General features: G+C 39.9%; 15 protein-coding genes and 2 tRNA genes. 2 read left to right on the forward strand and 15 right to left on the reverse strand.

What is annotated here, in order from left to right; all coding sequences use genetic code 11:
* The 12 genes from B9Y81_RS01390 to B9Y81_RS01445 form a co-directional block, all read right to left on the reverse strand.
* Nucleotides 1-1,029 carry an FAD:protein FMN transferase gene (locus tag B9Y81_RS01390; protein ID WP_085535210.1) on the reverse strand — a complete coding sequence of 343 codons (1,029 nt, stop codon included), beginning with the start codon at nt 1,027-1,029 and terminating at the stop codon, nt 1-3.
* Nucleotides 1,030-1,055: 26 nt separating this feature from the next.
* A complete protein-coding gene (locus B9Y81_RS01395; RefSeq protein WP_085535211.1) occupies nt 1,056-1,625 on the reverse strand; it encodes a manganese efflux pump MntP in 570 nt (189 codons plus the stop codon).
* Between the two features lie 7 nt (nt 1,626-1,632).
* Entirely contained in the window at nt 1,633-2,157 is a 525-nt protein-coding gene (locus B9Y81_RS01400) for a nitroreductase family protein (protein ID WP_085535212.1), read from the reverse strand.
* Nucleotides 2,154-3,110 carry a glycosyltransferase family 2 protein gene (locus B9Y81_RS01405; protein WP_085535213.1) on the reverse strand — a complete coding sequence of 319 codons (957 nt, stop codon included), beginning with the start codon at nt 3,108-3,110 and terminating at the stop codon, nt 2,154-2,156. Before B9Y81_RS01405 ends, B9Y81_RS01400 begins: the two co-directional genes overlap by 4 nt.
* 13 nt (nt 3,111-3,123) lie before the next feature.
* Nucleotides 3,124-3,645: a DUF4199 domain-containing protein gene (locus B9Y81_RS01410; RefSeq protein ID WP_085535214.1), complete on the reverse strand. Its 522-nt coding sequence runs from the start codon at nt 3,643-3,645 to the stop codon at nt 3,124-3,126.
* A gap of 91 nt (nt 3,646-3,736) precedes the next feature.
* A complete protein-coding gene (locus tag B9Y81_RS01415) occupies nt 3,737-4,495 on the reverse strand; it encodes a porin family protein (protein WP_085535215.1) in 759 nt (252 codons plus the stop codon).
* 9 nt (nt 4,496-4,504) lie between these two features.
* Nucleotides 4,505-5,629, reverse strand: a complete 1,125-nt coding sequence (locus B9Y81_RS01420) for a PCMD domain-containing protein (protein WP_085535216.1) — start codon at nt 5,627-5,629, stop codon at nt 4,505-4,507.
* A gap of 89 nt (nt 5,630-5,718) precedes the next feature.
* On the reverse strand, nt 5,719-7,230 hold the full coding sequence (locus B9Y81_RS01425) for a PCMD domain-containing protein (RefSeq protein WP_085535217.1): 1,512 nt from the start codon (nt 7,228-7,230) through the stop codon (nt 5,719-5,721).
* A 211-nt stretch (nt 7,231-7,441) separates the two neighbouring features.
* Nucleotides 7,442-7,514: transfer RNA gene (locus B9Y81_RS01430), tRNA-Gly, on the reverse strand.
* A 7-nt stretch (nt 7,515-7,521) separates the two neighbouring features.
* A tRNA-Tyr gene (locus B9Y81_RS01435) sits at nt 7,522-7,604 on the reverse strand.
* 44 nt (nt 7,605-7,648) lie between these two features.
* Nucleotides 7,649-8,131, reverse strand: coding sequence for a 6,7-dimethyl-8-ribityllumazine synthase (ribH, locus tag B9Y81_RS01440; protein WP_085535218.1), 483 nt, complete (start codon nt 8,129-8,131; stop codon nt 7,649-7,651).
* A gap of 2 nt (nt 8,132-8,133) precedes the next feature.
* The gene (locus B9Y81_RS01445) at nt 8,134-8,820 is read right to left on the reverse strand and encodes a tetratricopeptide repeat protein (protein WP_085535219.1); all 687 of its coding nucleotides are present in this window, start codon (nt 8,818-8,820) and stop codon (nt 8,134-8,136) included.
* A 467-nt stretch (nt 8,821-9,287) separates the two neighbouring features.
* On the opposite strand from B9Y81_RS01445, the gene recF reads away from it, so the two are divergent.
* Together recF and B9Y81_RS01455 are read left to right on the forward strand one after the other, a co-directional pair.
* Nucleotides 9,288-10,385 (forward strand): DNA replication/repair protein RecF, encoded by a 1,098-nt coding sequence (gene recF / locus B9Y81_RS01450; RefSeq protein ID WP_085535220.1) that lies wholly within the window; start codon nt 9,288-9,290, stop codon nt 10,383-10,385.
* Between the two features lie 3 nt (nt 10,386-10,388).
* The gene (locus tag B9Y81_RS01455) at nt 10,389-10,682 is read left to right on the forward strand and encodes a DciA family protein (RefSeq protein WP_085535221.1); all 294 of its coding nucleotides are present in this window, start codon (nt 10,389-10,391) and stop codon (nt 10,680-10,682) included.
* A gap of 1 nt (nt 10,683) precedes the next feature.
* Here B9Y81_RS01455 and B9Y81_RS01460 read toward each other — a convergent pair whose 3' ends face one another.
* From B9Y81_RS01460 to B9Y81_RS01470, 3 genes are read right to left on the reverse strand one after another with little or no spacing between them, the layout of a single operon-like run.
* Complete coding sequence (locus B9Y81_RS01460) at nt 10,684-11,214, reverse strand: 5-formyltetrahydrofolate cyclo-ligase (RefSeq protein ID WP_245832377.1); 531 nt, start codon at nt 11,212-11,214, stop codon at nt 10,684-10,686.
* Nucleotides 11,171-12,895: a S41 family peptidase gene (locus B9Y81_RS01465; RefSeq protein WP_085535223.1), complete on the reverse strand. Its 1,725-nt coding sequence runs from the start codon at nt 12,893-12,895 to the stop codon at nt 11,171-11,173. Before B9Y81_RS01465 ends, B9Y81_RS01460 begins: the two co-directional genes overlap by 44 nt.
* Nucleotides 12,888-13,340: a dCMP deaminase family protein gene (locus B9Y81_RS01470; protein ID WP_085535224.1), complete on the reverse strand. Its 453-nt coding sequence runs from the start codon at nt 13,338-13,340 to the stop codon at nt 12,888-12,890. Before B9Y81_RS01470 ends, B9Y81_RS01465 begins: the two co-directional genes overlap by 8 nt.
* Nucleotides 13,341-13,395: the final 55 nt, after the last annotated feature.

A 13,395-nucleotide genomic window follows, 5' to 3' on the forward strand; every position in this document is an offset into this window, starting at 1 on the left:
TCAGGGATTTTCTAAAACAGCTAATTCTTTTCTATTCGGGAGGTATTTTAACAAGCCTTCCGAATAGGAAACCCGCTCCTCTCCATTCTCGCCCGTATAGATCAGGAAATATTCAATTTCAGGAACTTTCTTTGCAATTTCGGCCGCCTGCTCTACCCCCAACACCATAAAAACAGTCGCATAGGCATCAGCCGTCATGCAATCGTCGGCAATAACTGTAGCACTTAATATTGATTTTTCAGCAGGATAGCCGGTTACCGGATCAATTGTGTGGGCATATCTCTTGCCATCTTTAATGTAATAATTACGATAGTTGCCGGAAGTAGCGATGCCGCCTTTCTTACAAAGTCTTACCACCTCTTTCGCGACATTAATCATTCCGGTAGAATCATCTTCAGGTTCATTAATCCCTATGCTCCAGCATTTCCCATTGGGGTTAACGCCTTTTACTACAAACTCTCCACCGATTTCGATCATGTAATTTTCAACCCCTTCTTTTTCCATCAAGCGAGCAATTACATCACAAGAAAATCCTTTAGCGATAGCCGATGTATTTAGAATAACACGCGAGTCGTCTTTTTTAATTTGTCCATTATCAATTCTAATCTTTTCATAGCCGGTAAATGTTTTCAGACTATCGATCATGTGCTGAGAGACACTGTCCATATTAGCAAATCCGAACCCCCAAAGGTTAATCAGCGGTGCACAGGTAATATCAAATGCCCCGTTACTTATCCCGGATATTTCCTGCGCCTTATTAAAGACTTCAACAAACCATTCGTCTAATTCGACCGGCTCATTTCTGTTTACCTTTGAAATTATCGAATTCGGATTAAAAGGATTAAGCGACAAGCTGAACTTCTGGAATTCCGCATCGATCTCTGCGGTTAATGGCTTGGATGACTGATATTTAATTGCATAAATCGTATGAAAAATGCTACCTTTCTCTTCATAATAAACCTTTTCTTTATTACAGGATGACAGAAAGATCAAGAAAAACAAGAGTGAAAATAAAGCGTGCTTTGACATAAAAATTTCTCATTAAAAATTGTTGATCAGGAGGTAAACCAAATATGCTCAAGAAGAATTTTCAACCCAATACAAATCAGAAAAATACCACCTATTAAGTCTACGTTAAGATTCATTTTTCGACCAAAATGGCTGCCGAAATAAACGCCAAACGCAGAAAATACAAAAGTAATGATTCCGATGGTTGTAGCTCGCATAAAAATACTGTAATTTAATATCGCGAATGTTATTCCTACAGCAAAGGCGTCAATACTTGTGGCTATGGCTAAACCACAAAGTGTTTTATTACAAAACGGATTACGATGTGTTTCAGGCTCTTCTCTGTCATTAAAGCTCTCATAAATTGCTTTTATTCCAATAGCAGTCAGAAGAAGAAACGCGATCCAATGGTCAATATCTGAAATATACTGTTCAAACCCCATCCCTAAAAGATAGCCAAGCACTGTCATGCCTGCCTGAAATAATCCCATTGCAGAAGCAATCCTCATTACACTTTTCATTGTGCAACGACCAATTACAGCTCCGCCAGTTATTGACACTGCCATACTATCCATGGATAGCCCTGCAGCAAGAAGCATAGTGTCTAAAAATATCATATTGTATTTAGAAAGACTCTCTCAACACCACTTCAGAGATACTCTTTCTTTTCTTCAGGCTATTAGTAAATATATCAGGATTAGTTGGATAACCGATCGGAATAATTGCCGCCGGTTCAATAGCTTCGGGCAAATTAAAAAACGCGCGACATAATGCTGTATCAAAATTACAAACGATGCAACTTCCCAGCTCTTCTTCGGTTGCGGCAAGGCATATATGCTCAATCACTATACCCAGATCAATATCTAAATGATCCTTATCATCCGATTTGCGTTTCCAGGATTCATTTCGATTGCCACATACAAGAAGAAACAAGGGCACCGGCTTTATCCAATCACGCGGATAAGATTTGATTATAGCTTCACGTCCTTTTTCCGAAGTAACAACGACAAAACGCCACGGCTGAAAATTATTCGCTGAAGGAGCGAGTCTGGCAGCATCTAAGATCCGTTCGATCTTTTGTTCTTCTATTGGTTGCGTTAAGTAATCACGAACAGACAGTCTTCTTTGTGCTAATTCAGCAAAAGTCATAATTCTGTTTGAATTTTATAATTATTTCTATTAGACGCGTTTCTTGATATTAATTCACCAATAAAACCCGACAGGAACATCTGTGTTCCCAAAATCATTGCAGTTAGTGATATGTAGAAATACGGAGAATTGGTTACCAAAGGCCTTAGGTCTCCTCCGGAAAACATGGATACAAGCTTCATGCTAAGTACGATGATCAGCGAAATAAAACCTACAAGAAACATTACGCTGCCCCATACACCGAAAAAATGCATCGGTTTTTTTCCGAACTTCGAGGTAAACCATAATGTTATCAGGTCTAAATAACCATTCACGAAACGGTTCAAACCAAACTTGGTTGTTCCGTATTTACGCGCCTGATGCTGAACAACCTTCTCGCCAATTTTACTAAAGCCGGCTATCTTGGCTAAATAAGGAATATAACGGTGCATATCATTATACACCTCAATATTCTTTATTACGATATTTTTATAGGCTTTCAGACCGCAGTTAAAGTCATGCAGATTTTTGATTCCGGAAAACTTCCGGGCTGTTGCATTGAAGATTTTAGAAGGCAGGTTTTTTGAAAAAACCGGATCATAACGTTTTTTCTTCCAACCGGAAACCAAGTCATATCCATCCTCTTTTATCATCCGGTATAGTTCGGGAATTTCATCCGGGCTATCTTGTAAATCGGCATCCATTGTTATCACCACATCTCCTTCCGCACGTTGAAAACCACAATGCAGCCCCGGAGATTTCCCATAGTTACGTCTGAATTTAATACCTTTTACATTTTCAGACTTCTTACTTAATGCCTCTATTACAGTCCATGAACTATCCGTACTTCCATCATCAATAAAGATAACTTCATACGTAAAATGATGATCATTCATAACCCGTTCAATCCAGCTGAATAGTTCAGGAAGTGATTCCTCTTCGTTATATAGCGGTATAACCACAGATATATCCATTATTATCGCTTTTCTATTTTTTATTTTTTACATTGATCCGGTTGGTAATAAACGCAACCGGGAAGGAAACAACAATACCGTATAATATATTATTGAATATGCCTTGTATAGTCATTTGTATCGGTGTAGGAGTTGCCATAGCTTCAACTGTCTCTTTCATTTCCTGACTAACTCCCGAATTATTAATCAGGGCAATTGCCGAGCTTAAAGAATCAGCAATAAAATTAGGAGGAGCCAGATAACGATAAAAAATATAATGTTCCAAAGAAACAAATAGTGCCGCAAAAACATAAATCAACACACCTAACGACCAGTCTTGTGAAAAACTGATTCTATTCGGTAAATAGACCCGAGAATGTAAAATCAATACTGCCAGTAGGAAAGGAACGAAAAATGTCAGTCCCCAATAAACAAACGAAAAGAAAGAGTATGAAACGCTTAACACGAAAAAAACATACTTAAAAGCCCAGAACAGCCCCATTATGAGTCCGTAAACCATCGCGCTTTTAAGTAACATATTTCTATCGCCTTTCATTTTTTCGTATTTATTTAGAACAAGGCAAAAGTAACTATTTATTAGCAATATCAGAACACTAACCTCAAAATAGTACCCTTGCCCTACCCTTTTATAACTGATAAGAAAGTCCTAAGGAGAAATAAATATTATACATCTTATAACTCACGCCTTTAAAATCTGCCGGAAAAATAGGAACAAGTCCCCAAGTCAGCTCACCGGTCGCTGCAATTCGTTTGGTCAAATTCCAGTTCGCTCCGGCCATAATTCCGGCGTCAATATCTTTCAGATGGTCGGAAAAATCGTATATTGAATTTTCCACGGTTATCCGGTCGCCGGTAGGTCCGCCTTCACGAATGTAACCATCAGTGGCTGTGCCTGAGAATTTTGACGTATGAATCCAGGAGAAATAACCTCCGGCATGAAAACGCCAGTTTGCAAAAGGTCTGTAAGACGCCAAAACGGGAATTGTAAAATAACCGTTCTTTACTTTTGTAGCATTCCTGCCCGAAAAGGTTCCGGTAAATCGTCCTGTTTGATCGCCCTCGCCAACAACCAGATCGGTATGCCAGTACTTCACATCGGCCGAAGTATTCATCCCTTTGTAATCAATGGTTATACCGGATGAAACACCCCATTGATTATTACTTTCAAACCATCGGGTAGAACGGATACCGATCACGGGGTTTACCTGCGCCGTAAACGAATTGATCTTCCTGATTTCCGCCGGCAAAGGCAAAGGTGCTGTTCCACCCAGATTTAGCCCTATTCTTATTTCGTGCGTCCATTTGGCGTTGTCTGTCTGTGCAAACAAAGGGTTTGTCAGAAACAGAAGGCCAATCAGTAGAATTATTGTGTGTTTATTTTTCATGACAATTATCTATTTACGCGTTACCCTTACATTATCAACTCTCATTTTGCTGCCCGGTGTTCCGGAATACAAATCGCCATTATAGCTGGACGAGAATACGATAGCCAGTTTATACTTGTTTTTAGAAAAGTCTATTTCTACTCCCGGTTTGTAAACAAAAGGAATATCAAAGTTCATCATCTCTCCGTTCGGAGTTGAGCCTCTGTAACGGTTTTCTGTTGAAGCAACAATGTTGGGATGATTAAGAATGCTGGTACCATCAAGCATAGTCAGCGTTTCATCTACTTTAAATAAAACTCCGTAAAGCGCGCAACTGTCCTTTCTGTTAGGAATCTCTACACTTCCCTTATCCGCTTTCAGAATATAGTTTCCACTACCGGCCAAATAACTATACCTTCCTTGCAAACGGTCCGGAAGATAATCACAGACCACACCAAATTTTGTTGACGACAAAGGATCTTTAATCGCATTTGTCAAATCCATTGTTCCGGTAAACAGCGAACCGGCCACTACCGGAATATATTGTATGTTCATTACATTACCCGGACCCAGGTCTGTTCTTAACACAGCCATTTTCCCGCCATCACTCTGAATAGAGGCTACCGGGTATTTTTCCGGTTCAAGATATTGTTGATACAAAGCCACCCCACGATTACTCGACGACCAGATATAGATTTTATTTTTATCTCCTTCGCTATATTCAAACGGCAGTTCATACCTGGCTGTTCCAATATTATTGGTATATATATCCCAATTGTCAAAATCACTTTGATAAAACATATAGGAGTTTAGCGTAATTTTATACAAGCGCTTTTGCTTTCCATCCGGTGAAGTTACGGTATACGTTACCGGCTGTGAAAAATCCTGTGCAATTCCAATAGCCGGAACAATAGTGGCACCTTCGGTTATCGTTATTTCCGGAGTTAACGACGAAACATCTTCTCCTTTTGATATGGTAATCAGCACCTCCGTTACTCCTTCTTCTCCCCTGTTAAAAAGAGGATCGCTCAACATGATACTCGCGGGCAACGAAAAACTGATCATATCAGCCTCTGGGCTTAGTGGTTCGTCCTTTATACAAGAAGAAAAACCGAAAGCGCCGAGAATAAACAATAGTAAAAATCTTGTTTTCATAAAATAAGAATAAATGAAGAAAGAAACCCTCTTAGCACAAATTTCTCCGGCTAAAAGGGCTTTATTAATATTTTCAAACCTAAGCTGAATTATTCAGAAATCAACTCAAAGTCATCAACAAAGAGTACACTTCCAGGAGCTCCGCTAAAGCTATCACCATCTTTACTGGATGAACAAATAATAGCTAATCGATATTTCTTAGCAGGATCATAAGCCTTTATATACTGAAATTCAAATTCAAACGATGTATATTCCGCTTTTGCAGTTCCGTCCTGAAGCTGAGCTACAGCGACCAGTTTATCTGAGGTATAAGCATTTACTCCTGTCAGATATTCTTCATAATTTGGATCATCAAAAGTCGATACTTCGTAAAGAATGGCGTTGATTGCACATTCATCCTTTTGACCTTCTACAACAGTAAATTCATTCGCTTCATCTTTAGAAGACTTATAATAGACTTCACCTGGAGCATATTTATAGTATCCTTTCAGTACACTTGGCTTCGTAGAAAAAGGAACCCCGAATTTTGTGCTTGCCAAGGTATTTGTCATTTCCGTTTCAAACTCTCCTAAGAACAATGTACCTGTAGTTACTTTAGGCACCTTCACGAAACCATAATCAGCTCCTTTTGTATCCAATGTTTCAATCCGTGCAGCAGATTTTCCTGAATAAGCATCATCATTTTGTGTTACAACAACACGGTCAGTCATTTGCATGGCTTTCAACAGGAAGGCTCCGGTATTACTTGAAGACCATCCTCCTGCTACTTCATAAAAAGTATTCTCAGGTGTTTGCCCTTCATTTGCGACAACCCATTCTTCAAATCCATATTTACGACCCTTACCACCTACAGAAACAGTATAAACAGCAGTCGTTATCCCGTCTTCGGAAGTCACCGTATAAGTAACAGCTTTAGAGAAGTCCTGCTTCTCACCGCTCTTAGGAGAAATAGTAGCCTTGTCTGATATTTTAATTTCAGGAGCTAAAGCCGCTAACGCTTCAACAGGAATTGTGTCAGCAACATAGAATATTATGTTCTTTCCATCAATTAGCGGTTGAGTTGTTACATACTCCGAGCTAAAAGTAAATTCAGTGATCAAAGCCGTCGAACTTTGATCTACGGCAAGTTTTGTTCCATTAAATTTCACTTCAACTTTCGTTCCCTTCACTAACCCTTCAACTACATTAACTCCGATTGTAATATTCGTTTTTTCTCCTTCGATGGTTCCATTAATATCCAGATCGCAAGTTCCAAGATTACTAAGTTCTGATTTTGTCTGACTTGAAAAGGCATGAACACCTCCATCATTTTTCACATCAATATCACTAACCACAATATCTCCAACAGAAAAGCCACTGAATTGGAAATTTTTTAATTGCAGCTTCAGCTTATTATCACCAGTCTTATCAATGTAAATTTTTTGAGGAAGCTGATCCTTAATCTCAGTCCCTTCAGTAAGCGTAGCATTTATATCCAACGTTCCTTTATACACTCCCGTTATAGAGTCGTCAGCTACTTTAGGATCATCATCGTCACTACAAGCACTAAACAAACTTACAGAACACAATAAAACAATTACATAAAATAAATTCTTTTTCATATACTCACGTATTTAGTTATATAAAGCCTTTTTTCACAAAAAAAGCATCACTCTATCCAAAAATGACGATAAAGTAACAAATATTTTTTGTCATTTCACGTATTAAAGTGGATTTGCACCAAAATAATCTAATTAGGGCCTATAGATTAAGGAATATCACTATATCAAACCAAAAAGAGGATAACTTGTTTAAAAGTTATCCTCTCGATAGAGCGGAAGACGGGGCTCAAACCCGCGACCCTCAGCTTGGAAGGCTAATGCTCTATCAACTGAGCTACTTCCGCAATTTTGTGGGCAGTGATGGATTCGAACCACCGAAGGCGTAAGCCAGCTGAGTTACAGTCAGCCCCATTTGGCCACTCTGGTAACTGCCCCCATTATTTTCTTTTGCGATGCAAAGGTAGAAATTAATTTTTAATTAGCAAGAAAAATCTATCATTTTTATTGCAGTAATTGCAGCTTCATCGCCTTTGTTACCTAACTTTCCACCTGCACGGTCTTCTGCTTGTTGCATGTTGTCTGTAGTTAACAATCCGAATATGAATGGGATATCATACATCAGGTTTAACTCTGTAACACCTTGCGTAACACCTGAACATACATAATCAAAATGCGGCGTATCTCCTTTAACTACACAACCTAAAACGATCACAGCATTTACATCTTGTGATTCGGCCAGTTTTTTTGCGCCAAACGTAAGTTCGAAACTTCCCGGAACACGTTTTACAACAATATTTTCCGGCTTCACGCCGTGTTTCTCCAGCGTATTACAGGCTCCTTCTAAAAGCTTTTCCGTAATATGCTTATTCCATTCCGAAACAATAATTCCAAAGCTCATTTCCGAAGCATCGGGAACGCTGTTGAAATCGTAATCGGATAAATTCTGATATGCTGTCGCCATAATTATTTGCTCAATTCTGAAGCACGCACAATATACTTATCAATATCAGACGCTTCTGTTGAAGAGGCGTAAGCTTCTTTTATCGTTGTGTAAGCTTTTACCGCGTCTTTGTATTGTTTCAGGCTCTCATAAGCAACTCCTGCCTTTTTCAAGTAAATCGGGCTGATCAATTTATTATTCGCTTTAGAAGCAGCTTGTTCAAAATAGCTGATTCCTTCTTTTACTTTACCTGCATTTACATACGCATCTCCGATCATACCGGTAACGGCCGGCGAAACCATCTGATCTTTCGAGCTGAAAGATTTCAACAGATCGATAGCTTTGTCATTATCGCCTTGTTTGAAGTAACAAATACCTGCATAAGCTTTTGCTAAATTTCCGGCAGAAGTACCTCCGTATTCTTTCGCTATCGATTCAAATCCGGCATAGTCTGCACCATTGCCATTCAACGCCAATGCGAAAGAGTCTTTTGCGAAATACTGTTCGCCTTTAAATAAGGCAATCGAGGCAGTTTTTTCACGTGGCTCTGAGTATCCATAATGGAATCCCAGATACAGGCCAACTACAACTGCCACACCAATAATTCCGTAAATAATCTGCTTTTGGTTTTTTTCAATAAAGTGTTCTGTTTTCGAAACAATTTCGCCAACTTCTAATTCCGCGTCGGTATTTTTACCTTTGGTAGCCATAATTATATTATAAGTTATTTGTTTATTATCATTTAAAACATCACGCAGGACGATTTAAAGCGCAAAAGTAGTTTTTTTTACCGATATAGCGATATTATTCCTTATATTTTTTGTTTTTACACATAGAACTCCCTTGTGCAAAGTATTTCATACACACGACAATGAAAAATTTGTCTGCGATTCGCAACCATGTATAGCACTCAAAATTTATTATCCGTATTATTTTATTTGCCCTTTAGGATATAATCTTGCCAATAAAGGATATTTCTCTTTTTCTATATCTGTGGAAAAACTTTTCTACATCTGTGGTAAAGTTTTTCTATATATATGGAAAAAGGAAAATATCCTTTATTATTATCGTTATATAGTATACCGGCTCTTTTTAATAGGAATAAATCGTGTTTGACTTTTTTATAGTACATTTGTCTTAACAAGGATGGTGCGTCCTTGATTCAAAAAAGTCTGTAATGATACTCAAAAAGCTTTCTATCCTTAATTATAAGAATATTGAACAGGCGGAAGTCGGGTTCTCTTCTAAGATCAATTGTTTTTTCGGAAACAATGGTATGGGAAAAACGAATCTGCTGGATGCCATCTATTATTTGTCTTTTACTAAAAGTCATATTAACACGCCGGACAGCCAGATTATAAAAAACGGACAGGATATGTGCGTCGTTCAGGGAGGGTATGATTACGCCGGACGTGAAGAGGATATTTTTTGCGCAATCCGTGCCGGACAAAGAAAGCAGTTTAAACGCAACAAAAAGGAATACGATAAACTATCCGAACACATCGGACTTCTGCCTTTGGTAATGATCTCTCCTGCGGATGTGGAACTGATCAGAGGGGGGAGCGATGAAAGGCGCCGTTTCCTGGATATGATCATTTCTCAACAAGACAAGCAATACCTGCACGCGCTTATACAATATAATAAGGCGCTTCATCAAAGAAATGTGTTGCTAAAGAATCAATCCCGGGATTATTCTCTTTTCGAAGTACTGGAGATGCAGCTGGCTATGTACGGCAAACTGGTGTACGAAACCCGCAAACGTTTGGTGGAGGATTTCGTGCCTATCTTTAACGACTATTACCACCGGATTTGTGGTTTCTCGGAAGGGGTTGACCTGCGCTATGTTTCTCATTTAGACAAGGGGGAATTGCAGGAACTATTAGCCCAAAACAGGGAGCGCGACAGCATATTATCCTATACCTCCACCGGTATTCATAAAGATGAATTAGAAATGCTTCTCAACGAGTCGTTGATCCGTAGAGTTGGCTCGCAAGGCCAGAACAAAACCTTCCTGATCGCCCTCAAGTTAGCGCAATTCGCGTTCCTGAAAGAGAAAGGAAACACCACGCCTATTCTATTATTAGATGATCTGTTTGATAAGTTAGACGCCAACCGGGTAGAACAGATTATCCAGTTGGTGAATAATGAGCAGTTCGGTCAAATTTTCATCACGGATACCAACCGGAAATACCTGGATGAAATCCTGTCATTAACAGGCAATAACTACTCTTTATTTAAAGTGGATAACGGTGAAGTAAAACCGCTGACAGTGTAGCCTATGCAACGGAAAAACACACAAATGATTGGCGAAGTGCTCCGAGACATCTTTGAGGAGAACACCGAGTTGTACGAAAAAATCCTGGAGATACGTATAAAAAGAGCCTGGGGTGTAGTGTTGGGGGATATGGTTCTTCAATACACACGAAACCTTTATGTAAAAGACCAAGTACTGTATGTTTCGCTAACCTCCTCCGTATTGCGCAATGAATTAACCCTTTGCCGGGATCGATTGGTCAAAAGCCTCAACGACTACGCGCGGTCTGCGGTTATAAAGGAGATTGTGATCCGGTAATTCAGATAGGCATTATCACTTCTTTGTCAGTAACAATCAGCTCCATCTTTATGTCGTTCGGGCAGGAAGGCACTTCGGGCACAAGCTGAAAATGAAAGCAAAGTCCTACGCGCATCGCGTTTTGCAGTTCCGGCTCTGTGAAGAGTTTGTCGTAATACCCTTTCCCCCGCCCCATACGATTCATGTCCTTATCGAACGCAACGCCCGGAGTTATAATCAGGTCGGGTTTAGGCTTCTTTACTGTTGAAAAGGGAATAGGCTCAAGTATACCGAAAACACCGGGCTTCAGTGTATCGTCCGCTTCATATTGGTGCAACTCCAATAAATCGCCACAGATCACCGGGAGGTAGATCGTTTTGTGCGAAGCCCATTTCTGAATAAACGAGGCGGTTTGCACTTCATCCGGCATCGCGTGATAAATAGCAAAACTATCCGCGCGTTGGAATACGTCGAGTTGCTCTATCTGTTCCAACGCGAGGCAAGAAAGATCAGACAATAAAGTCCGGGAATACTCTTTCTTTCGCAAGGCCATAAGCCTTCGAAGGGATCGTTTGGCTTCGAAGATTTCCTCCATGAGTCGCTTTTTGTATAAATTCAATGAAAGATAAGGTTCTTCCCTCATTCAGTTCCTTGATTGCGCGCAGCAAACTCGGATCATCTTTCAGGAAGACAGGATAGAATCCGGCTTCATCAAAGAAGTTTCGTATGATATAAGCCTGCAAATGATTCTCTATAAGTTTACCCGACACATTAATTAATGTTGGTCTTTTTCGTATCCCCTTAGTTACCGCAAAGTTTGTAAATTCCTCGAGCAAAGGTTGTTGTTGCAAATAGCGATACAATTCCTTATAATCTTTAAAGGAAGAGAAACGCTCTCTGTTCCTGTCTGAATATTCCAAAGCGTATTGATAAATTATTCCTGAATTTACAACACTGGAGAAATAAGAAGTTATTCCACTTGTATCACGCGGGATAAATATATCAGGCATAATTCCTCCGCCACCATAAACCGGACGACCTTCCATTGTTTCAAATCGAAGATTATCGTCTACTTTTATGCTGTCAGCCGAGTCAAACTCTCCGTGCATAAAGCGGTTGTAAATGTCCAGATCATAGTCTTCCGTTTTACCCAACTCGTACGTTTTCTGAATACTACGTCCGGAAGGCACATAATAACGAGCAATAGTGAGACGAAGTTCGGATCCATCACTTAAAGGTATAGGAGCCTGTACAAGCCCTTTGCCATAAGTTCTTCTGCCGATAATCAAACCCCGGTCGTTATCTTGTATGGCACCGGCGAATATCTCGCTTGCGGAAGCAGATATCTCATCAGTAAGCACAACAATCGGATCTTCCTTACAAGTACCTGTGCCGTTAGCATATACATCCCGTCGGGGGAAAGATTTACCTTCGGTGTACACAATCAACCGCCCGTCCGGCATAAATTCGTTGATCATATTAATCGCGGCATCCATATACCCTCCGGTATTTCCGCGTAGGTCGATTACAAAAGCTGTTGATCCCTCCTGTTTCAGTTGGGCAATAGCAGTAAGAAAATCATTGTACGTTGTACGCCCGAACTTGCTTACCTTTATATAGCCAATATCTTTAGTCAATGCATAAGCAACATCCACCGAATGAACCGGCACATCACCACGGGTTACGTCAAAAGAAAGTAGCTCTTTCTCACCTCCACGCTTTACCCCTAAGGTTACGGTACTGTTTTTATCACCGCGGAGTGTTTTCATAATCAGCGACTGACTTGAACTATTTCCCGCGTAAGTGGAGTCGTTAATCGTAATGATACGGTCAAATGGCAATAGCCCCGCTTTTTCGGCCGGACCTCCCGGAATCACACTAATCACAAGTATCGTATCTGTCTGCATATTAAAAGAAACACCGATACCACTGAAAGAACCTTCTAATTCCTCGTTAGCTACCTGCGCGTCCGCAGCCGAGATGTACACCGAGTGCGGATCGAGTTCACTGAAGATTTTCGGAATTGTTCCTTCTACGAGATCAACCATATTAACCGTATCCACATATTGTTGATCGATAATATCCAATATGGCATTTATTTTATTTCCACGGGAGTAGGTTTGCCTTTTTCCCTGACCGATTACAAAGTAATAATTCCCTATAAAAATACCAAGTGCAATACTTGTTGCGATAATTACCGGAAGCCAAATACTCAGTCGCTTGTTTTTATTCATTATTTTTATCTTTTTCCACTTCAACAAAATCCACTTGTATACCAGCCCTGATCAGCAGGTTAGATCCATCTTCAATTCTGTACTTTTCAGAATAAACGACACGCTCAATGCCCGATTGGATAATTAGTTTGGCACACTCAATACAAGGTGCTGCCGTGACATAGATCGTTGCACCTTTGCTGCTGTTTGACGACGCAGCTACTTTTGTAATCGCATTAGCCTCCGCATGTAATACATAGGGTTTGGTTACATTGTTCTCGTCTTCGCACACGTTTTCAAAACCTGCGGGCGTACCATTATAACCATCCGAGATAATCATTTTGTCTTTTACGATGAGTGCCCCTACCCTGCGGCGTTTGCAATAAGAGTTTTCCGCCCAAACCAGTGCCATTCTTAAGTACCGTCTATCTATTTCCAGCTGTCTGCTTTCTGTCTTTTTCTCCATATAATGAAATAGCAATTCACATTATTAGTCGCAAATGTAATGATTCTTAGCAGAC

Origin of the sequence: Massilibacteroides vaginae, from assembly GCF_900178525.1 — a bacterium.
Lineage (GTDB): Bacteria > Bacteroidota > Bacteroidia > Bacteroidales > Tannerellaceae > Massilibacteroides > Massilibacteroides vaginae.